Source organism: Pseudomonas sp. PME37.24/006, assembly GCF_055556635.1.
Genome location: NZ_JBVHNL010000002.1, coordinates 956,001 through 976,269 on the forward strand (window position 1 = coordinate 956,001; position 20,269 = coordinate 976,269).

18 protein-coding genes are annotated in these 20,269 nt (G+C 60.8%); 7 read left to right on the plus strand and 11 right to left on the minus strand.

Annotated elements, in window-relative coordinates; genetic code table 11:
• Positions 1-57 precede the first annotated feature (57 nt).
• From ACZ3GY_RS10010 to ACZ3GY_RS10020, 3 genes are all read right to left on the minus strand, one after another.
• Positions 58-420, minus strand: coding sequence for a response regulator (locus ACZ3GY_RS10010; protein WP_465909885.1), 363 nt, complete (start codon positions 418-420; stop codon positions 58-60).
• 30 nt (positions 421-450) lie between these two features.
• A complete protein-coding gene (locus ACZ3GY_RS10015) occupies positions 451-1,893 on the minus strand; it encodes an ATPase domain-containing protein (protein WP_463566038.1) in 1,443 nt (480 codons plus the stop codon).
• Positions 1,894-2,002: 109 nt separating this feature from the next.
• Complete coding sequence (locus tag ACZ3GY_RS10020; protein WP_465909886.1) at positions 2,003-3,163, minus strand: two-component system sensor histidine kinase NtrB; 1,161 nt, start codon at positions 3,161-3,163, stop codon at positions 2,003-2,005.
• 153 nt (positions 3,164-3,316) lie between these two features.
• Between ACZ3GY_RS10020 and ACZ3GY_RS10025 the strand changes: the two genes are divergently transcribed.
• From ACZ3GY_RS10025 to ACZ3GY_RS10035, 3 genes are all read left to right on the plus strand, one after another.
• Entirely contained in the window at positions 3,317-4,957 is a 1,641-nt protein-coding gene (locus ACZ3GY_RS10025; protein ID WP_465909887.1) for a VRR-NUC domain-containing protein, read from the plus strand.
• On the plus strand, positions 4,954-7,317 hold the full coding sequence (locus ACZ3GY_RS10030; RefSeq protein WP_465909888.1) for an ATP-dependent DNA helicase: 2,364 nt from the start codon (positions 4,954-4,956) through the stop codon (positions 7,315-7,317). The genes ACZ3GY_RS10025 and ACZ3GY_RS10030 overlap by 4 nt, the downstream gene beginning before the upstream one ends.
• A gap of 163 nt (positions 7,318-7,480) precedes the next feature.
• Positions 7,481-7,996 (plus strand): hypothetical protein, encoded by a 516-nt coding sequence (locus tag ACZ3GY_RS10035; RefSeq protein ID WP_465909889.1) that lies wholly within the window; start codon positions 7,481-7,483, stop codon positions 7,994-7,996.
• Here the strand turns inward: ACZ3GY_RS10035 and ACZ3GY_RS10040 are convergent, their stop codons facing one another.
• Complete coding sequence (locus ACZ3GY_RS10040) at positions 7,997-9,127, minus strand: M14 family metallopeptidase (RefSeq protein ID WP_465909890.1); 1,131 nt, start codon at positions 9,125-9,127, stop codon at positions 7,997-7,999.
• 139 nt (positions 9,128-9,266) lie between these two features.
• On the opposite strand from ACZ3GY_RS10040, the gene ACZ3GY_RS10045 reads away from it, so the two are divergent.
• Positions 9,267-9,665: a hypothetical protein gene (locus ACZ3GY_RS10045; protein ID WP_465909892.1), complete on the plus strand. Its 399-nt coding sequence runs from the start codon at positions 9,267-9,269 to the stop codon at positions 9,663-9,665.
• Positions 9,666-9,893: 228 nt separating this feature from the next.
• On the opposite strand, the gene ahpF is transcribed toward ACZ3GY_RS10045, so the two are convergent.
• Together ahpF and ahpC are read right to left on the minus strand one after the other, a co-directional pair.
• Positions 9,894-11,447 (minus strand): alkyl hydroperoxide reductase subunit F, encoded by a 1,554-nt coding sequence (gene ahpF, locus ACZ3GY_RS10050; protein ID WP_465909893.1) that lies wholly within the window; start codon positions 11,445-11,447, stop codon positions 9,894-9,896.
• A gap of 128 nt (positions 11,448-11,575) precedes the next feature.
• The gene (gene ahpC, locus ACZ3GY_RS10055; protein ID WP_070885309.1) at positions 11,576-12,139 is read right to left on the minus strand and encodes an alkyl hydroperoxide reductase subunit C; all 564 of its coding nucleotides are present in this window, start codon (positions 12,137-12,139) and stop codon (positions 11,576-11,578) included.
• 182 nt (positions 12,140-12,321) lie between these two features.
• On the opposite strand from ahpC, the gene ACZ3GY_RS10060 reads away from it, so the two are divergent.
• Together ACZ3GY_RS10060 and ACZ3GY_RS10065 are read left to right on the plus strand one after the other, a co-directional pair.
• Positions 12,322-13,122: a substrate-binding periplasmic protein gene (locus tag ACZ3GY_RS10060; protein ID WP_465909894.1), complete on the plus strand. Its 801-nt coding sequence runs from the start codon at positions 12,322-12,324 to the stop codon at positions 13,120-13,122.
• An 89-nt stretch (positions 13,123-13,211) separates the two neighbouring features.
• Entirely contained in the window at positions 13,212-14,408 is a 1,197-nt protein-coding gene (locus tag ACZ3GY_RS10065; protein ID WP_463564372.1) for an MFS transporter, read from the plus strand.
• Here the strand turns inward: ACZ3GY_RS10065 and ACZ3GY_RS10070 are convergent.
• From ACZ3GY_RS10070 to ACZ3GY_RS10080, 3 genes are all read right to left on the minus strand, one after another.
• Positions 14,405-15,703: an FAD-dependent oxidoreductase gene (locus ACZ3GY_RS10070; protein ID WP_465909895.1), complete on the minus strand. Its 1,299-nt coding sequence runs from the start codon at positions 15,701-15,703 to the stop codon at positions 14,405-14,407. The genes ACZ3GY_RS10065 and ACZ3GY_RS10070 overlap by 4 nt on opposite strands.
• Before the next feature lie 35 nt (positions 15,704-15,738).
• A complete protein-coding gene (locus ACZ3GY_RS10075) occupies positions 15,739-16,167 on the minus strand; it encodes a 3-isopropylmalate dehydratase (RefSeq protein WP_465909896.1) in 429 nt (142 codons plus the stop codon).
• Between the two features lie 106 nt (positions 16,168-16,273).
• Positions 16,274-17,074, minus strand: coding sequence for an AraC family ligand binding domain-containing protein (locus ACZ3GY_RS10080; RefSeq protein WP_465909897.1), 801 nt, complete (start codon positions 17,072-17,074; stop codon positions 16,274-16,276).
• 99 nt (positions 17,075-17,173) lie between these two features.
• Between ACZ3GY_RS10080 and ACZ3GY_RS10085 the strand changes: the two genes are divergently transcribed.
• A complete protein-coding gene (locus ACZ3GY_RS10085) occupies positions 17,174-18,103 on the plus strand; it encodes a DMT family transporter (RefSeq protein WP_465909898.1) in 930 nt (309 codons plus the stop codon).
• A gap of 147 nt (positions 18,104-18,250) precedes the next feature.
• Here the strand turns inward: ACZ3GY_RS10085 and ACZ3GY_RS10090 are convergent, their stop codons facing one another.
• Positions 18,251-18,691 (minus strand): HIT family protein, encoded by a 441-nt coding sequence (locus ACZ3GY_RS10090; RefSeq protein ID WP_465909900.1) that lies wholly within the window; start codon positions 18,689-18,691, stop codon positions 18,251-18,253.
• Positions 18,692-18,764: 73 nt separating this feature from the next.
• Positions 18,765-20,048, minus strand: coding sequence for an MFS transporter (locus ACZ3GY_RS10095; RefSeq protein WP_465909901.1), 1,284 nt, complete (start codon positions 20,046-20,048; stop codon positions 18,765-18,767).
• Positions 20,049-20,269 lie beyond the last annotated feature (221 nt).

The following is a 20,269-nucleotide window of genomic DNA, read 5'->3' on the forward strand; positions in this document are numbered from 1 at the left end:
GAGAGAAGGAGGGAAACCAGCGAAGCGGGAATGGGGGCAAAACGATGGCGCGATCAATCAGTTCGAGCCGATGAGTTCCTTCACCTTGGCGATGACCTGATTGATATCGAAGGGTTTGTCGAATACTGCAGCAAACAGCTCAGGGCTGGCTCGGCCGACACTGCCTTGAGCACCGCTCATCAGGATGATCGGCAGATCAGCCGACGTAGGCCTCGCCCGTATCGCACGGGCGAACTCAAGACCATCCATGACTGGCATCATGAAATCCGTAATGACCAGCTCAGGGCGTTCACGGTCGAGCACTTCCAGCCCTCTACGGCCATTGCTCGCCTTCACCACCATGTAGCCTTCATCTTCCATGGCATAGCCGAGAATATCCGCGATCAGGTATTCATCATCGACTATCAGGATGGTTGTCATAATCAATAGGCTCGGTCAGGCACGCATGGCTCAGGCGTCCTGCGCCGGAACGGCGTTACCTGACAAAGCGCCTGCCTGGTTTTTGAATGCCTTGCTGAGTTCAATACCATGATCGCTGATCACCACTTCCAAGAGTGAGGAATCGTAATAACTGTCCCTCATCTTAAGTATGGAAAAAAGCCGCTTTAGTTCAGCGTCCTTTTCCACGAAACGCATCAGCACCAGATTATCGACAATGCTCGACAGCTCCGGAGCTGGCGCATTGATCTCAGCCGCAAACAGGTCACGCATCTCCCAGGTAGCGAACACGGTGACGCCCATAGAGCGCAGTTGGCTCATCAGCGCACTGAAAAATTCGATCAGGCGTGCGCTGCTAGTGGCCACGCGTGCCATGCCGCCGAGACTGTCAATATGCAGGCGTTTTATACCTTTCTCTTTGACTGCCTTGATGACCCGTGCACCGAGACCGTCAAGCAGTCCCTCGGTGGTTGGCTGCCACATGATGTGCAACGCGCCACTTTCTTCCAGTGACCGCAGGTCAAGGCCAATAGCTTCGGCTTTGATGCGCAGGCGCTGCGGCGTTTCGTAAAAGCCGAAATGCAGGCCTGGCATTTCCACCGTGGACTGCGCGAGAAAATTCAGCCCCAGCGTAGTCTTGCCGACACCAGACGGCCCCATGACCAAGGTAACCGAGGACTCCGAAAGACCACCGCCGATCAGCTTATCGAGGCTTGGAATCCCGCTGGTAATGCGAGCCAGCGTGTCGATATCGTCCTGCATCGGTTTGCTGTACAGGCTTTCCAGACGCGGGTGAACAACCAGCCCGTCGTCGGTGATTTCGCACTCGTGCAGCCCGGACAGCGCACCGCTGCCGCGGGTCTTGCGCAAGTGAATGCGGCGTACAGAGCGCGCGCCAAAGAGTTCCTCACCGAGCTCGATCACGCCATCGACCATGGTGTGCTCGGGGCTGCCATCGTCCAGGCGAGAACTGGTCAGGAACAGCACGGTGCAACCCGCAAAAGCGGCGTGCCCCTGCAGCTCGGCAATGAATTTCTTGGTGTCGATCTGATTCTCCGCTTTGGAGCGGGCATTCAGCAGACCATCGACGATGAGCAGCGTGGCCTTCTGGCGGCTGATTTCACGGCGCAGCAACTTGACGACCTCATCGAGGCCCTCATTCTCCAAGGTGTCGAAAGCACTGACGAACTGGATTTCCGCACCGACCTTGGCCGGGTCGAAGAAGGTCATCGTCGAAAGGAATTGAAAAAGCCTTTCATGGGATTCGGCCAGCAAGGTGGCCACCAACACGCGGCCACCATCGCGCACATGATTGAACGCTATCTGGTTCGCCAGGATGGTTTTGCCCGAGCCGGGGCGTCCTTGAACGATGTAGGATGCACCTGCGACCAGACCGCCCTTCAGTAAAGCGTCTAGCCCATCGATCCCACTTTTAAGGCGTTGTAGCTGTTCCAAGTTCTGGCCTGCCTCAGTCGAAAATACGCAGTAAAAGCCCACGCTTGAATATGCTTTTCCTACGGATTAACACGCTGATGGGAAAAGCGACTCGCGGATACTAGCATGTTCATGTCCGAGCACCTGCTGATTCCCCGACAGCCGTCGGCAAGCAGAGAATCATGGTAGCACCCTGCCCTGCCGCGCTCTCGACGTGCACGCCGCCGCCTGCATGCCGGGCAAAGCCATAAACCTGACTGAGCCCCAACCCAGTCCCCTTGCCTACGTCCTTGGTGGTGAAAAACGGCTCGAAAAGCCGCGAGCGAATGGCTGGATCGATACCAATGCCCTGGTCAATGACCGAAATCAACACGAACTCTCCGCGCAGATCGTCGAACTCCCCAGCGAGTGTGCGGTTCTCAGCGTGCAACCGGATGATACCCACGCCGTGCATAGCATCCCGGGCATTGAGGATAAGGTTAAGCAGCGCCATTTCCAACTGACTCGGGTCGAGTTCGACACGATGCAAGTCTGGGGCGTATTGCATTTCCAGGCTCATCCCTTTGGGCAGCGCCTGGTTCATGAACGTATGAGCGGTATCAAGCAACTCATTGAGGTTGACCAGGCGGCTCGGCATCTGTTCGCAGCGAGCGAAGGTCAGCAGATTACGCGTCATCTGCGCGCCACGCTCGCCAGCGTTCTGAATACTGGCGAGCAGGCTTGCCAAGCGCTCCGGGTTGCTGGCGCGGCTAGCCAGCTTGGCAGCACTGAGGATGATCGTTAGCAGGTTATTGAAATCGTGGGCCATGCCACCACTCAACTGGCCCAGCGCTTCGAGTTTCTGCGCCTGAAATAGCTGGGCGCGCAGGGCGTCATAGCGCAAGTCTGCCTCGTGGCGATCCGTGATATCGCGGGTGATTTTGGCCAGCCCGATGACCACGCCCTCTTCATTGCGAATCACTTCAATCGCCACCAGCGCCCAGAAACGTGTGCCATCCTTGCGCACACGCCAACCCTCATCCTGAGATCGCCCATCGCGCAGCGCCCGCTCGATAAGCTGCCAGGGTTTGCGCTCATGCCGGTCTTCGTCGGAATAAAAGATCGACAGGTGTTGGCCGATCACCTCAGTGGCGTCGTAGCCCTTGATACGCGCAGCACCGGCATTCCAGGAAACGATGCAGCCTTCCGGACTCAGCATGAAGATCGCATAGTCGGCAACGGCCTGAACCAGCATCTCGTAATGGCGCTCGGTCAACGTACCCGCAGAAAGTGGGGCTAACTGGCTGTTCATGATGGCCCGCTCAAGCGGCGATGGAGGTGCAGCAGTGTAGTCCGCTATCGGCACCAAGCGACAGCGCGACGTGCTGCCCGCCTATCCCTTGCTCATTGCCAGATGACGAGCGGCCTGATATCTGTATATAAAACCAGTACCCAGCACTGTCTCATGCCATTTTCCAGCGATACGCGTTTCTACTACCTGCATAACTTTCACAAGGCCCTGACGTGGATTGGCGAACGCCATGCCGATCTGCTGAACGCTCGTGAGCATGCGTTTTTGCACGCTTTCAGTACGCTCAACGTCCCGGCACAAGCCCTGCTGGTACGCATGATCATGCGCAAAGGCGTGCATTTTCGCGCCAGCAAGCTGAACTACGAAGAAATTGGCTGCAGCCGCAAGGCCGCCTTGACGCTCGTTGCCAACGGCTGGGTAGTCGATGATGCGGCGCTGCAGATAGATGAACTGCTGACGCTGCTGCGCAAGGACGAGATTATTGACTGCTTCGCCGCACGGCTCATCGACCGCCGCGCCCGCAAAGGCGACCTGCTGGAGCAACTCGCCGCGCAATTCGACGACGCTCAGTCATTCGTTGCGTGGTGCCCAACACTCGACGATGCGCTCTACAGTCTGACCATCGACGATCTGAGCGAGCGGCTGCGGTTGATGTTCTTCGGCAATCTGCATCAGGAGTGGTCGGAGTTCGTGCTCGCTGACCTGGGTATCTTGCGCTACGAAAGCGTCGACTTCCCGCCTGACTCACGAGCGCTGCGCTGTCGCGAGGATGTCGACGATTACCTGCATCTGCAGCGCTGTCGTGAAGTATTCGAGGCCGGAAATGCGAGTACCGAGTTACTCGAACGCATCGACACTCGCCACTACGAAAATCCCTACATTGCCGAACGGCGCGCCAAGTTGCTGTTTCGCATCGGTCAGCACCTGGAGCGTTGCGCCGAGTTCGAACTGGCCTTGCAGGTATACGCCAGCAGCGGTTATGGCGCAGCACGACAGCGGCAGATTCGCGTACTGGAACGCACCTTGCGCTACACGGAGGCCTTCGAGTTGGCCAGCTTGGCCATCACCACACCGAACAGCGACGGCGAACTGCAATTGGCCGAACGGGCACTGGTGCGCCTGACCCGGCAGCTGGGTCTGCCTGCGCAGAAACGCACCAAAGCGCCCACACCTGCTCGTCTTGATCTGCAACTGCCCAAGCTGCCGTTGTTAGCAGTGGAACAACTCGTGCAGATGCACCTGCAGCGTAGCGAAGCACCCGTGCATTACGTCGAGAACACACTGATTTGCAGCCTGTTCGGCCTACTTTGCTGGCCGGCGATCTTCTCAGCACTGCCTGGTGCGTTCTTCCACCCGTTCCAGCACGGCCCGGCAGACCTGCTCAGAGCCGACTTCTACCCGCGCCGTCGTGCGCTGTTCGCGGCCTGTCTGGCGCAACTGGACGATGACAGGTACCGCCAGATCATTCGCCAGACTTACCGCGAAAAATTCGGTATCCAGTCACCCTTCGTGCATTGGGGTGTGCTCAGCGAAACGCTGCTGGAGCAGGCGCTGGACTGCCTGCCGGCGGCGCATCTGCACGCCTGGTTTCGCCGCTTGCTCGGTGATATCCAGGCCAATCGCGCCGGCATGCCCGACCTGATCCAGTTCTGGCCCGAGGAAAAACGCTACCGCATGATCGAGGTCAAAGGCCCGGGTGATCGGCTGCAGGATAACCAGCGCCGCTGGCTGGCATTTTGTGCCGAGCACGACATGCCGGTGGACGTCTGCTACGTGCAATGGGCCGAAGCATGAGCTACCGCGTGGCGGTGCGCGCGCTCTGCGAGTTCACCGCCAAATGCGGCGACCTCGACCTGCGTTTCACGCCCTCGCCCACAGCTCAGGAAGGCATGGCTGGGCATGCCACGGTGGTCAGCCGGCGTGGCGCGCACTACGAGGCGGAAGTGCCCCTGGCCGGGGAGTTCCAGTCGCTGCAGGTGCGCGGCCGCGCTGACGGTTTCGATCCACACCTCAACCTGCTGGAAGAAATAAAGACCCACCGCGGTGAGATCAGCCGTATACCGGACAACCACCGGCAACTGCACTGGGCCCAGGCACGGGTCTACGGCTGGCTGCTCTGCCAGAGTCGCGGCTTGGCCGAGGTCGAACTCGCGGTGGTGTACTTCAACGTCCTCACCCAGAAGGAAAGTGTGCTGCGCGAAACCTGTACGGCAGCGGAGCTGCAGGCGTTCTTCGAGACGCTATGCAGCCGCTTCATCACCTGGGCCGAGCAGGAACAGGCTCACCGCCTGATGCGTGACACAGCCTTGAGCGAACTGTGCTTTCCCCACGTCGAGTTTCGCCTTGGCCAGCGACAACTGGCCGAGGCCGTATACCGTGCCGCCCGCGATGGCCACTGCCTGATGGCCCAGGCCACCACGGGCATCGGCAAAACTCTCGGCACGCTGTTCCCGCAATTGAAGGCGTTTCCCGAGAAGGGCATTGATCGGCTGTTCTTTCTCACCGCCAAGACGCCGGGACGCCGATTGGCCCTGCATGCCTTGCAAACGCTGCGCGGCGAAGCGCTGCCACTGCGCGTGCTTGAACACGTTGCCAGAGACAAAGCCTGCGAGCATCCGGACAAAGCCTGTCACGGCGAATCCTGCCCACTGGCTCGCGGCTTCTACGACCGCCTGCCCGCCGCCCGCCAGGCCGCTGTCGACTGCACCTGGCTGGATCAGGCTGCGGTGCGCGATATCGCCCTCCAGCATCAGGTCTGCCCCTACTACCTGAGCCAGGAGCTGACCCGCTGGGCTGATGTAGTGGTCTGTGACTACAACTATTACTTCGACATGAGCGCCCTGCTCTACAGCCTGACCCTGATCAACGAATGGCGCGTAACAGTGCTGGTCGACGAAGCCCACAACCTGATCGAACGGGCTCGAAGCATGTACAGCGCTGAACTCGACCAGGCACGCTTCGAAGCCATGCACAGCAATGCGCCCAAGGGCTTGGGTAGCGTACTGACGCGCATCAGCCGACACTGGAAGCAGTTGCACAAGGAACAGCACGAGGACTACCAGACCTATCCGCAACCACCAGACTTGCTGCTCATGTCCCTGCAGAAAGCGGTCAGTGCCATTACCGATCACCTGACCGATCAGCCCACCGGAAACGACGGCGAACTGCTGCAGTTCTATCTCGATGCCATGGCCTTCTGCCGCCTGGCGGAAGCCTTTGGCCCGCACTCGTTGTTCGACATCAGTCGCCAACCACCTTTGCGCGGACGCAGCCATTCGACTCTGTGCCTGCGCAATATCGTACCGGCGCCCTTTCTTACCCCGCGGTTCGAGAACAGCCACAGCACTACGCTGTTTTCCGCCACCCTGAGCCCGGCTGACTACTACGCCGACCTGCTCGGTTTGCCACACGCCACGCCCTGGCTGGACGTCGAATCACCATTCCAGGCCACGCAGTTGCAGGTGCATGCGGTGAGCAATCTGTCGACCCGTTACCAACACCGCGAGCACTCGATAACACCCATCGTTGCCCTGATGGCAAAGCAGTTCGCTGAACGCCCGGGCAATTACCTGGCGTTCTTCAGCAGCTATGCCTACCTGCAACAAGTGCTGGAACGCTTCGAGCACGATCACCCGCAGATCGAGCGCTGGGTACAAGCTCGACAAATGGACGAAAGCCAGCGTCAGCAGTTTCTCGAACGTTTCGAGCCGGGTGGCAGAGGTATTGGCTTCGCGGTGCTGGGCGGGATTTTCGGCGAAGGCATCGACCTGCCGGGCGACCGCCTGATTGGCGCCTTTATCGCCACCCTGGGCCTGCCACAGATCAACCCGATCAACGAGCAGATCAAGCAGCGCATGGCGGAAATGTTCACCAACGGTTACGACTACACCTACCTGTTTCCTGGTCTGCAAAAGGTGGTGCAAGCCGCTGGCCGGGTCATCCGAACCCCGCAGGACAGTGGCGTGGTGCACTTGATGGACGACCGCTTCACCCTGCCCGAAGTACGCGCCCTGCTACCAGGCTGGTGGCAAGTACAACGCAGCCGTGTGCCCCACATACCAACCGTGCAAGTCAGCCGGCAGCCACTCGCGCGCATAGTCACGCCGATATTACCGACAGTGCAACAGCAAGGCCTGTTCGACCTGCCGAACTGAGGACATTACGACAGGCGGCAGCGACTTGCCGTGAGCGGCAAAGGTCTGCCCAAAGCGCCCCAGCATGAAAAATAAATCCTTTCATAATCAAATAATTGGCAGCAACCAATTGGCTGGCACAGGCCTTGCTAATTCTGAAGGCCTAAAGCCAAGGAGGTCTGCCATGAGCATCATCGGTTCGCTCACCCACTACGGAACGCCCAGCCCCCTGCAACGCAGCCGTGTCGAAGCGTTGGATTTCAAACAAAACAGCGAAGCGTCGCTCGCCAAGCAAGAGAAAGCGCAGGAAGCCAATGCAGCGCCCAAGGGATTCAAGAGCAATCAGGCGGACTCCAGCCAGCAGGCCTACAACGAAGCCTTCGCGCGGATGATGGTCAACCTGTACAGCACCGCTGAGGATTCGCAGCAGACGTCCGGCAGCACGCCAGGCGTCAACTCGGACACGAAGCCAGCCGCCGACAGTGCCCTTGCTCAGTTCATGGCCTACATGGACATGTCGCCTGCCGAGAAGATGCGCGACAAGATCCTCAAGGAAATCGGCATGACCGAGGAGGAGCTCGAGAGCCTGCCACCTGAGCAGCGCGCCGCGGCCGAGAAGGAGATCGCCGAAAAGATGCAGACCCTGCAGCAATTGCAGGCCGCGCAGGATGAGGAAGACACCCTGCACGAGCATGCCTGATCAGCGCAGCCGATCGACCATCTCTGCTACCACGTCGAGCATCTCGCCGGCCAGCTTCATCGAGCGCTCGCCGTCCCAGCCAGTCAGCGGGTTTGGCGTGTCGTCGTGATCCTTGAAAGGCATCTCCAGGGTAAATGACAGGCAGTCGAACTCCAGCCCTACTGAATTGCAGGCCAAAGCGGTATTGGCCTGCCCCGGTGCGCTGCGTGGGTAACCGAAGCGTGTCTGAAACTCTGCGCCACGCTCGACCAGACGGCTGCGGAACTCATCTTCCAGTGCCTCCAGCCGTGGCGAGAATCCGGGATTGCCTTCGCAGCCGGCGGTGAACACATGAGGGATTTCTTCGTCCCCGTGGATATCGAGAAACAGATCCACGCCCACCTCACGCATGGCCTGCTGCACGAAGAACACCTCCGGGCTGCGCTCGACGCTGGCCGACTGCCAGGCGCGATTGAGATCCTGGCCCGCGGCGTTGGTGCGTAGATGGCCACGGAAGGCGCCGTCCGGGTTCATGTTTGGCACCAGGTAGAGATCGGCCTGCTGCAGCAGCGCTTCGAGAATTACGTCGCTGCTGTCCTGCAGACGGCGAACGATGCCCTCCATGAACCACTCGGCCATGTGCTCACCCGGATGCTGCTGGGCGATGATCCACACCTTTCGGCTCGCTTGCGGATGGCGGTGCACACGCAGCAGCTCGATATCCCGTCCCTCGATGCTGCGCCCGCTGCCATGCAGCTCGACACCCGGCAAGGCCAGCGCCTGAGCGATCAGGTCACTGTGCCGCTCGCGGCTGTAGGGCTCGAAGTAGGCGAACCAGATCTGCGCCTGCTCGGGCTCCAGGCCGAAATGCAGGGCGCCATCCTCGAAGCGGCTTGGCACACGGAACCAGGTGCGCTGATCGTAAGAGGCCACTGCGTTGTAGCCCGTCCAGGCATGGCTATAGGCCGACTGCCCGGCGTTGGTGATGCTGAAATCGTGGCGCGCACCAGGTGTCAGGCCCTCGACCTGGAAATGAAACCACTGGAAATGGTGGCTATTGAGATCCTTGCGCATGGCCAGCAGCACGTTGTGCGGGTCGCTGGCGTCCTGTACGAGGATGTTGCCGCTGTCGAAATCCGAGCTGATCTTCATGATTGTTCTCAATGCTGCTTCACGGTCGTACCAGCATCGCAGTTTCCGGGCTCGGGGGAAATCGCACGCGGGTGATTGCAGGCCACCGTGGCGCAGCTCACACTGCACACCTAGATTTTTTCTGATAGTCGGAGCCACCGTGTCCCTAATCGATGATCAACAACGCCAGCGCGTGCTGGATGCCGCCGAGTCACAGGACTGCACGGTCTATCGCCCGGATGAAGACGATACCGACGCTGAAGAACGGGACATGGGTGATGCCAAAGTCCTGTTCACCGGCCCGTTCGAGCCGCCTCAGGAATGGGATGCTGCCGAGCGTGACGATTATTTCGATGGCAGCGATCCGGCGTTGTTCTTCACCGCACTGGTCGCCTGCGAAGCCAAGCCTGGCTCCAAGGCCTTCTTCACCCCACAGGCCGGTGATTACCTGGCGATCATGTCCAGTGCTGGCAAGGTAGAGATGTACTTCGTCTGCGAGCGCCTGGACGATGAACAGGGCCCCAGCTTCGTGCTGATTCGCGATGAAGAAACCGACTGAGTGACTCAACCCGGCGATAGCGAGATGCAGCGCCCAGCCGAATCGCCCGCAAGCGGGCTCCTACAGATGTAGCGACTGCCATTGCTCTCCCCGTAGGAGCCGGCTTGCCGGCGATCAATTGGTTCGGGGAGATATCTGTCGATCCTGGCTGGTTGCCACACTTTCTGAAAAACAGAAATGAAAAAGGCGGGCCATCAGGCCCGCCTTTCGTGCTTCTGGCTTAGCGCATCAGCTGCGGATCAGATGATCGAAGGCGCTCAGCGACGCTTTCGAGCCCTCACCCATGGCGATGACGATCTGCTTGTACGGCACGGTGGTCACGTCACCCGCGGCGAAGATGCCGGGCATCGAGGTTTCACCGCGAGCATCGACGATGATTTCGCCACGATCCGACAGCTCCACCGAGCCCTTCAGCCACTCTGAGTTCGGCAGCAAACCGATCTGCACGAAGATACCCTCCAGTGCTAGCGGGACGAACTCATCGGAGTTGCGATCCTTGTAGACCAGACCGGTGACCTTCTGGCCATCGCCTTTCACTTCGCTGGTCAGGGCGCTGGTGATCACCTTGACGTTGGGCAGGCTGTAGAGCTTCTTCTGCAGTACGGCGTCAGCGCGCAGCTTGCTGTCATATTCCAGCAGCGTAACCTCTGAAACGATACCGGCCAGGTCGATGGCCGCTTCCACACCGGAGTTGCCGCCGCCGACCACTGCCACACGCTTGCCCTTGAACAGCGGGCCGTCGCAATGCGGGCAGTAGGCAACGCCCTTGTTGCGGTATTCCTTCTCGCCCGGCACGTTCATCTCTCTCCAGCGTGCGCCGGTGGACAGAATCACGGTCTTGGCTTTCAGGCTCGCACCGCTCTCGAACTTCACTTCGTGCAGGCCGCCAGCGCTGGAAGCTGGAATCAGTGCGCTGGCACGTTGCAGGTTCATGATGTCGACGTCGTACTGCTTGACGTGCTCTTCCAGGGCGCGGGCCAGTTTCGGGCCTTCGGTTTCCTGCACCGAGATGAAGTTCTCGATGGCCATGGTGTCCAGCACCTGACCGCCGAAACGCTCGGCTGCGACGCCGGTACGGATGCCTTTACGGGCAGCGTAGATGGCTGCCGCAGCACCGGCCGGGCCACCACCGATGACCAGTACGTCGAAGGCTTCCTTGCCGTTCAGCTTGGCCGCATCACGGGCAGAAGCGCCGGTGTCGATCTTGGCGAGGATTTGCTCGGCGTCCATACGGCCCTGGCCGAACAGTTCGCCGTTCAGGTAGATGCTCGGTACCGACATGATCTGACGGGACTCGACTTCATCCTGGAACAGCGCGCCGTCGATGGCCACGTGACGGATGTTCGGGTTGAGCACGGCCATCAAGTTCAGCGCCTGGACGACGTCCGGACAATTCTGGCAGGACAGCGAGAAGTACGACTCGAAGTTGAATTCACCTTCAAGGCTGGCGATCTGCTCGATCACTTCAGCCGCCAGCTTCGAGGGGTGGCCACCGACTTGCAGCAGCGCCAGCACCAGCGAAGTAAACTCGTGGCCCATCGGCAGGCCGGCAAAACGCAGGCTGATGTTGCCGTTCGGGCGATTCAGGGCGAACGACGGCACACGGGCGTCGGTGCCATCGGTTTTCAGGGTGATCTTGTCGGTCAGGCTGACGATATCGTCGAGCAGACCTTTGAGCTCCTGAGATTTGTCGCTGTCATCGAGGGACGCGACGATCTCGAACGGCTGGATGACCTTTTCCAGGTAGGCCTTCAACTGGGTTTTAAGCGTGGCGTCCAACATAAACGTGTCCTCAATGACGAAATTCGGGCAATAAAACGCCCGGACGGGTTACGCCCGGGCGCCGAGCCGTCAGGGATGGGTTACATCCCCGCGGCTGACCATCTGGAAGCGAGGCTTCCGGGTCGTTTTTAGATCTTGCCGACCAGGTCCAGGGAAGGAGCCAGAGTCTGTGCACCTTCTTTCCACTTGGCTGGGCAGACTTCACCCGGGTGAGCGGCAGTGTACTGAGCAGCTTGCAGCTTGCGCAGGGTCTCGGCCACGTCACGAGCGATCTCGTTGGAGTGGATTTCGACGGTCTTGATCTGGCCTTCCGGGTTGATCACGAAGGTACCGCGCAGTGCCAGACCTTCTTCGGCGATGTGCACGCCGAAAGCGTTGGTCAGCTGGTGAGTCGGGTCACCGATCAGCGGGAAACGAGCCTTGCCAACGGCAGGGGAAGTTTCGTGCCATACCTTGTGGGAGAAGTGGGTGTCGGTGGTGACGATGTAAACCTCGGCACCAGCTTTCTGGAAGGCTTCGTAGTTGTTGGCGGCGTCTTCGATCTCGGTCGGGCAGTTGAAGGTGAAAGCTGCCGGCATGAAGATCAGTACCGACCACTTGCCCTTCAGGCTTTGTTCGGTGACTTCGATGAATTTGCCATTGTGAAATGCATTGACCTTGAACGGCTGAACTTGAGTGTTAATCAAAGACATCAGTAACTCCTTAGGAGGGTTGAAAAATTTACAGGAGGGATAGTAGCCCCATATGGATCAAAGAGCCCATTGATTGAAACCATCAATCCAATAAGCTCAGTCAATCGACCCATATAAAAAGCCTTTTAAAACAATAATCTGAAGTTTTCGTATACCGCAACCGATGATGGAGTCTTATCAGCATGAACCAGCAGCGTACCGGCTCCAGACGGCCTACGCTTTACGACAACGCTCAATCCTGCCTGGTTCGTGCCATGTCTCCTCGCCTGTGTGCCGCAGTGCTCGCCTTGCTCAGTTTCTGCTGCATCGCGGAGGAACGCCCGATACGCTTCTCGATCACCGAAAGCGGCGTCATGCCACTGGTCGACATCCGCGACGGCAAAGCCGTCGCGGGCATTCTCTACGACCTGCACATGCGCCTGGCAGAAAAGCTCGGCCGTCGCGCTGAAATGCTGGTGTTGCCGCGCCTACGCGTACAGCGCGCCCTCTTGCACAAAGAGGTCGACGTGCGCTGCTACGTTAATCCGGCGTGGCTGAGTGAAGCTTATCCCGAGTACGTGTGGAGCATCCCCTTTATGGTGCAGCGTGATCTGCTGATAGGTCGCAGCCCTCAGCCGGTCACCCCGGAAAAACTGCCCAAACAATCCATAGGTACGGTGTTGGGTTTCTATTACCCGACCCTGCATCCGCTATTCATGAGCGGCAAGTTGCTGCGCGACGATGGCCGCACCCAGGGCCTGGTTCTGACCAAGCTCGCTGCCGGACGTTACGATTATGCGATCAGCAACGAGCTCGCCCTACAGTGGTACAACCGCCACAACGACGAAACCCAAAAACTCTACGAGGTACACGAACTGGCCAGTGACCTGGCAGCCTGCCTGGTTCGCGACGAACCTGATGTACCCACCATGCAGTTGCTGCGCGCTATGGTGCAGATGAAACAGGACGGCGAATTCGATGCCATCCTCAAGCGCTACCGCTGAACGAAGCCGCGCAATAAAGCGGTTCTCTCGACGGCCCGTTGCGTGAATAATGCCCCGCCTGATTCGCCGCACGTTATCGAGGTAAACACATGAGTGGCCCAGCCCACGACGCCACGCGCCTGAGCGCGGGGGCGATCCTTTTGATCGAACTAGCCCTGGCACTTGGCGGTTTCGCCATCGGCACCAGTGAATTTTCGATCATGGGTTTGATGCCCAACGTCGCCGAGGATCTGGGCGTCAGCGAGCCGCAGGTCGGTCACGTGATCAGCAGTTACGCGCTTGGCGTGGTGGTCGGTGCGCCGATCCTGGCACTGCTCGGCGCACGCCTGCTGCGCAAGACGCTGCTGCTGTTGCTGATGGGTGTATTCGCCGTCGGCAACCTGGCCAGCGCCCTGGCGCCCGACTACTCCTCGCTGCTGATATTCCGCTTCTTCGCCGGCCTGCCTCACGGTGCCTATTTCGGCGTCGCCATGCTGGTTGCTGCCTCGATGGCGCCACCGCACAAGCGCGCCAAGGCGGTGAGTCGAGTACTGATGGGGCTGAGCGTGGCCATTCTGGTCGGCAACCCGCTGGCCACCTGGCTAGGCCAGAGCGTCAGTTGGCGCTACGCCTTCGCGCTGGTCAGCGTGATTGCGCTACTGACCGTGGCGATGGTTGCGATATTCCTGCCGGTCGATCGTAACGAAGTACGCAGCAGCCCGATCAACGAGCTGCGCGCCTTCAACCGCGCGCCGATCTGGCTGGCACTGGGCATCGGTTCGATCGGCTTCGCCGGGATGTTCTGCGTGTTCAGCTACATGGCTCCGACACTGCTGGAAGTCACCCAGGTCAGCCCTGGCATGATCCCGGTGGCCATGGCGATATTTGGTGTCGGCTGCATCCTCGGCAACATGGCGGGCGGCTGGCTGTTCGACCGCCTGCAGTTCAAGTCGGTGGCCTGGATTCTGCTGTGGAGCGCGCTGGTGCTGCTATTGCTACCTATGGCCACCCATTCGATCTGGACGATGCTGCCAGCGATCCTAGCCCTGGGCACCATCGCCGCCCTGTCGCCGGCCCTGCAGACCCACCTGATGGACGTGGCCACCGGCGCCCAAACCCTGGCCGCTGCCTCCAACCACGCCGCATTCAACATTGCCAACGCCCTGGGCCCCTGGCTGGGCGGCCTGGCGATCAGTGCCGGTTTTGGCTGGACATCGACGGGTTACATCGGCGCTATAACCGCGGCGGGCGGCCTGCTGATTTTCTTCTGGGCCTGGAAAGTACAGCAAGCGCAGGGCGCCGCCTAAACGGAAGGTGCCGGAGCAGCCGGCTGCGTCGTTGGTTTGCGCAACGCGTACAGCTCGGCGGCTCCCTTGCCGGACAACAACCAACCGGTGCGCGCACCAACTAGTGTGGAAACGGCATGTTGGCGACCCATCGGCAAGTGCCGCGCCATGAACAGCGCGGTATCACGGATGACCGCCAACCATGCGCTGTCCGACTGGAACAAGGGCGTCAGCAAGCGACTGGCCTGGCGGTAATAACGCAGGTGAGCGCGACGCAGATCCGCGTAGGCGGCGAAGCGGTCAGGAAAACTCGGCGCCTGACCATGGTCTGCTGACCCCAGCGCATTGGCCAACGCAACAGCATCGACCAGCGCCATGTTCGCGCCCTGCCCCAGTTGCGGGCTCATGGCGTGGGCACAATCACCAATTGCCAGCACCCGACCGTCGTGCCACTGCGACATGCGCACATCGGCATAGGTGGCGAGCATCAGGTGCTGCGCTGAGTCGATCGTCTGCAGAAAGGCTTCGGCCGGCTCGCCAGCGAGTTGCCGTACCGAATCCTTCCACGCAGGCAGGCCAGCCTGCTGCCACGCACCATGGGTCGCCACCGGCAGGCTCCAAAACAGGCTGCTCAGGCGCGTATCTCGGTCGGTATGGGTAGCGCCGGTCGGCATGATGCCGAACATCTGCGAACAGCCCCGGTACCACTGGCGCAAATCGGTGGAATCGGCCCCATCCGGAGTCGGCACGATGCTCCATAGCGCACCCCAGGGATAGGGCTTGACCCACTGACGTACCTGCATCTGCGCGCGCAACTGCGAGCGGGTGCCATCGGCCAGAATCAACGCCGCGTGGTCGCCGAGTGCGACCTCGTCACCCTGACCATCAGCGGCGAGCAGGCTCACATGGGTGGGCGACTGCTGGAAACGACTGATGGAAATCCCCGTGCAGATATTCACGCCGGCCGCGTGCGCTGCATTGAGCAGCGCCGTCATCAGCACACCACGATGGATACCAAGGCCGAAGGAGTCGGCTTGCCAGTGCTGATAACGGGTGTCGAGAATCACTCGTCCCGCGCAGGCGGAGGTTCCATACAGGCGGCTTACCGGCGCACCGAGTGCAGCGCATTCATCGAGCAAGCCGAGGCTGCGCAGAGCGGCCAGGCCGGAGGGCTGCAGGAGAATGCCCGCACCGACCGGCTGCAATTCGGCGACGCGGTCGAAAATGCTGACAGTCCAGCCCTGGCGGGCCAGCAGAATGGCACTGGCCAAACCTGCGGTACCAGCCCCGACGATGGCAATGGGTAAATCTTTCACGGGCACTTCCTGTGCAGTAGTTCGTGAGGCGGATTCTACCTCGGCTCGCTGAGTTGGATATCGAAGCCGCCACGGTTCTGACTGATGATCCGCAGATCTTCGCTACCGCCCGCCTCGACCTTCACCGCCACCTCGCGATTGAGGCGCCCCTTGCCGCACAGGGTTTCATCCTGCTTATCGGCAGTGATGCCCAGGATGCGGTTACCCGCAGGCACCTGGAAGCGCGCCTCCTCGCCCACGGCGATGCGCGCCGCGACCTTGCGGTCGACCAGCACAGCGACGTAGCAACCGCCGCCCATCAAGCCCAGATCACGGTTGACCACTACCTCACCGCCACCACTGACCGGCGTCTGATACGCCAGCAGGCGCTCGGCCGGCACGGCCGTGACCTTATCGGGGTCGGCCTGGTACGAAGAGCAACCAACCAAAGCCAGCAGCGGCAGTACGGCGAAGATCGAACGCATGGGTTCCCTCCATGGGAATCATAGTGAAGTGCCCGTTATGACCAGCACACTGCCATGACAGTGCCATAAATCCTGGCACGACTCACCGGGATATTTTCACCACCGTCTACTGCTGTCGCGGCAAGTTGCCCTTGCGGTATTCATCGGGCGACACGCCCATCAGCCGGCGGAACATGCCAATGAATGCCGACGCACTGCTGTAACCCAGATCCAGCGCAATGCTTTCCACGGTACGACCACGCTCCAGCTGCGCCAACGCCGCGACCACGCGCAGGCGCTGACGCCATTGCGCGAAGGACATGCCCAGGTCGCGCTGGCAGCGGCGCATCAGCGTACGCTCGGTGGTATTGGCCTGATTGGCCAGTTGCGCCAGCGAGCGCGTATCCGCCGGGTTGGCCGTCAATTGCCGCAACACCGGTTCCAGCAGCGGATCGCTGGAGCTCGGCAGGTAGCTGCCGACCTTGGGTGCCCGAGCCAGCTTGTCGAGCAGCAACTGCAACTGTCGCTCGTTCTCGGCCTGCCGCGAGGCATCAGGCGGCGATTCGCGCAGGTCGTCGAGCAAGGCACGCACCAAGGGGGTCAGGCTCAACGCACAAGGTTCGGCGGGCAGCTCGACACAATGCTCAGGGGCGACATACACCGAGCAGTGGCAGGCCTCGTGACGATTGAAGCCGATGTGCTCCAGATCCGGCGGCAGCCAGATGCCATATTGCGGCGGCGCCAGGTAATGACGACCGGCGACTTCGATTTCCATCACACCGCTGAAGGCATAGACGAACTCGCCCCAGGCGTGGCGATGGCGCGGATAGGTCGCATGTGCCGGCACGCTGGCGGTTCGGAAGAACAGCGGGGCCGGCAAGGCGTCGCTGAATGGAGGGATCTGCAGTCGCGGGGCGTCAGTGTTCATCGCTCTGGCGGATAACCGCTATGCGCTGTCGGGTTTGAACTATATCAGCAGAAATCGCCAGCACCATAATGGTGACCTACTTCACTGGCAGGCTCCTTCATGGACACGCGCAAGAACATCGACGGGCTGGCCGGGGCAATGATGGTCGTGCTGTGCATGATCTGGGGGCTGCAGCAGGTAGTACTCAAAGCGGCAGCAGACGACGTAACGCCGATGATGATGCTCGCCCTTCGCTCCGGGGTGGCCGCCATGCTGGTGGCGCTACTGATGCTCTGGCGCCGCGACGGTCTCTCGCTGCGCGAAGGCAACTGGCGACCAGGCCTGATGGTCGGTTTTCTGTTCGCGCTGGAGTTCATGCTAGTCGGCGAAGGCCTGCGCCATACCAGCGCCTCGCATATGGTGATCTTCCTCTACACCGCGCCGATCTTCGCCGCGCTCGGGTTGCACTGGCTGCAGCCTAGCGAACGCCTGAAACCTCTGCAGTGGCTGGGCATCGGCGTGGCCTTCATCGGTATCGTGGTGTCTTTCGCCGGGGGGGCGCCCGATCTCGAAGCGCGAGACACCAGCAAGCAGATGTTCGGCGACATCCTCGGCCTGCTCGGCGCCATGGCCTGGGGAGCGACCACGGTGGTGGTGCGCTGCTCACGGCTGTCCAGCGCACCGGTCACGCAAACACTGCTCTACCAATTGCTTGGCGGTTTCCTGCTGCTGATGGCGGCCTGTGCACTAACTGGCCAACTGTATTTCAACCCAACGCCGGTGGCATTGGGCGGCCTGGCGTTCCAGGCGCTACTGGTGTCCTTCGCGAGCTTTCTCGCCTGGTTCTGGCTGCTGCGCAACTACCTCGCCTCGCGCCTCGGCGTGCTGTCGTTCATGACGCCGATGTTCGGCATCGTGTTTGGCGTGTGGCTGCTCGACGAGCCACTGGAAGTCAACTTCATCGCCGGCGCACTGCTGGTGCTGTGCGGCATCCTGATGGTCAGCGGTTACGAATGGTTGAGCCAGTGGCTGAAGCGACGGCGTTCATAGGAAGACGTCGAGCGAAGCGATACCCATCGAGGGTTCGGAGTATGCCGCCGCCCTCCTGCCGAATCGGAGAAGTGGTGGGCTGAAGCCCACCCTACAAAGCGAGCACCATCCGTAGGGTGGGCTTCAGCCCACCAACCGCCCCATCGATCAAGTGCTCTGGAAGCGTTTCACCAGTCTGTCTTGCAGTTTCTCCAGTTCCGCCGGATCGGCCTTGCCGCTGGCGTGGTTCTGCAAGCCCTGCTCGCTGAAGCGCGGAATCACATGCACGTGGATGTGATAGACCGTCTGCCCTGCCGGCGCGCCGTTGAACTGAGTGACCTGCACACCATCGGGCTTGAGTTCGTCGGCCAGCACACGGGCGACCTTCTGCACGCCCAGAGTCAGCTTGGTCAGGTTGTCAGCGTCGATCTCAAGAATATTGCGCGCTTCGGCGCGCTTGGGGATCACCAGCGTGTGCCCGAAGGACTGCGGAAACAGGTCGAGGAACACCAGTACGTCCTCGTCTTCGTAAAGCTTGTAGCAAGGCATCTCGCCGCGAATGATCTTGGCGAAGATGTTCTGCGAATCGTAGTCGCCGTACAGGCTCATGAGCTTCTCCGTAGCGTTTTGATCGTGTGCGCACCATACCGGCTCGGCCGGGTGAAACGGAATAGTCGCGCGTTCATCGGACCTTGCGCAGCAGGCCCAGCCCTACCACTACACCGACGCCACACAGGGCGATCAGGTAATAAGCCGGGCCCAGCGGGCTCCACTTCACAAGCAGCGAAACGGCCACCGGGGTCAGACCGCCGAACACCGCATAGGACATGTTGTAGGAGAACGACAATCCGCTGAAGCGCACCCGCGGCGGGAATGCGTGAACCATCACGAACGGCACCGCGCCGATGGTGCCGACGAACAAGCCGACCAATGCATACAGCGGGAACAGCCACTGCGGGTTGGCGTGCAGGCTGGTGTAGAACAGCCAGACGAAGATCGCCAGCGCGCTGCAACCAACCACCAGAACGCGGCCAGCACCGACGCGATCGCACAGCGCACCGCTGATGATGCAACCGATGCTCAGCATGACGATGGCCAGGCTGTTGGCCTGCAGCGCAGTGACGGCATCGAAACCGTAGAAGGTCTGCAGAAAGGTCGGAGTCATCAGGATCGCCACCACGATGCCGGCGGACAGCAGCCAGGTCAGCAACATGGACACCGCCACACCGCGGCGGTGATCGCGTATCACGGTTTTCAGCGGCAGCTCTTCGGACAGCGCCTTGCGCGCCTGCATCTCGGTGAACACTGGCGTTTCGTGCAGCCACTGGCGCAGGTACACCGCGAACAGGCCGAACACGCCGCCGAGCAGGAACGGCAGGCGCCAGGCCCAGTCGAGCACTTCCTGCTCGGTGTAGACGCTGTTGATCAACGTGGCCATCAACGAGCCAAGCAGGATGCCAACGGTCAGGCCGCAGGTCAGCGTACCGCAGGCGTAACCGATATGGCGGGCCGGCACGTGCTCGGAGACGAACACCCAGGCGCCCGGTACCTCACCGCCAATCGCCGCGCCCTGGATCATGCGCATGAGCAGCAACAGCAGCGGCGCGAAGATGCCAATCTGCGCGTAGGTCGGCAGCAGGCCCATGATCAGCGTCGGCACCGCCATCATCAGGATGCTCAACGTGAACATGCGCTTGCGACCGATCAGGTCGCCGAAATGCGCCATGATGATGCCGCCCAGCGGGCGTGCCAGATAGCCAGCGGCGAAGATGCCGAAAGTCTGCAGCATGCGCAGCCAGTCGGGCATATCCGGCGGGAAGAACAGCTTGCCGACCACGGTGGCGAAGAACACGTAGATGATGAAGTCGTAAAACTCCAGCGCGCCACCTAGGGCAGACAGGGACAGGGTCTTGTAATCGCTACGAGTCAGGGGTCGGCCGGGTGCCGAAGAGGCTGCGCGGTGCATGCGGGGGAGTCTCGAGGGGTTTACGGAGAACATCGACCGACAGCGTTCGGTCGTGGGGCGCACACGATAGCAAATCCGCAGCCTACCGGCAGTGCCACAGGCAAGCCCGCGCTGGTTCGAAAAAGACCGGCATGCCTAGAATGCGGGTGAAACTCAAGGAATCGACCGGCAGCGCGGAGAAAACGAGCCCTCAGCAGGTCATACCCGCAGTCCGCGCTCGC

What these genes read in the sequence shown, in the direction of transcription:
- ACZ3GY_RS10020 (WP_465909886.1), bottom strand. Translation starts at nt 3,163, where the DNA reads ATGAACAGCCAGTTAGCCCCACTTTCTGCGGGTACGTTGACCGAGCGC.
- ACZ3GY_RS10090 (WP_465909900.1), bottom strand. Translation starts at nt 18,691, where the DNA reads ATGAGCCTGTACGGCGACTACGATTCGCAGAACATCTTCGCCAAGATC.
- ACZ3GY_RS10010 (WP_465909885.1), bottom strand. Translation starts at nt 420, where the DNA reads ATGACAACCATCCTGATAGTCGATGATGAATACCTGATCGCGGATATT.
- ahpC (WP_070885309.1), bottom strand. Translation starts at nt 12,139, where the DNA reads ATGTCTTTGATTAACACTCAAGTTCAGCCGTTCAAGGTCAATGCATTT.
- ACZ3GY_RS10095 (WP_465909901.1), bottom strand. Translation starts at nt 20,048, where the DNA reads ATGCACCGCGCAGCCTCTTCGGCACCCGGCCGACCCCTGACTCGTAGC.
- ACZ3GY_RS10060 (WP_465909894.1), top strand. Translation starts at nt 12,322, where the DNA reads ATGAACCAGCAGCGTACCGGCTCCAGACGGCCTACGCTTTACGACAAC.
- ACZ3GY_RS10030 (WP_465909888.1), top strand. Translation starts at nt 4,954, where the DNA reads ATGAGCTACCGCGTGGCGGTGCGCGCGCTCTGCGAGTTCACCGCCAAA.
- ACZ3GY_RS10065 (WP_463564372.1), top strand. Translation starts at nt 13,212, where the DNA reads ATGAGTGGCCCAGCCCACGACGCCACGCGCCTGAGCGCGGGGGCGATC.
- ACZ3GY_RS10040 (WP_465909890.1), bottom strand. Translation starts at nt 9,127, where the DNA reads ATGAAGATCAGCTCGGATTTCGACAGCGGCAACATCCTCGTACAGGAC.
- ACZ3GY_RS10035 (WP_465909889.1), top strand. Translation starts at nt 7,481, where the DNA reads ATGAGCATCATCGGTTCGCTCACCCACTACGGAACGCCCAGCCCCCTG.
- ahpF (WP_465909893.1), bottom strand. Translation starts at nt 11,447, where the DNA reads ATGTTGGACGCCACGCTTAAAACCCAGTTGAAGGCCTACCTGGAAAAG.
- ACZ3GY_RS10085 (WP_465909898.1), top strand. Translation starts at nt 17,174, where the DNA reads ATGGACACGCGCAAGAACATCGACGGGCTGGCCGGGGCAATGATGGTC.
- ACZ3GY_RS10075 (WP_465909896.1), bottom strand. Translation starts at nt 16,167, where the DNA reads ATGCGTTCGATCTTCGCCGTACTGCCGCTGCTGGCTTTGGTTGGTTGC.
- ACZ3GY_RS10080 (WP_465909897.1), bottom strand. Translation starts at nt 17,074, where the DNA reads ATGAACACTGACGCCCCGCGACTGCAGATCCCTCCATTCAGCGACGCC.
- ACZ3GY_RS10025 (WP_465909887.1), top strand. Translation starts at nt 3,317, where the DNA reads ATGCCATTTTCCAGCGATACGCGTTTCTACTACCTGCATAACTTTCAC.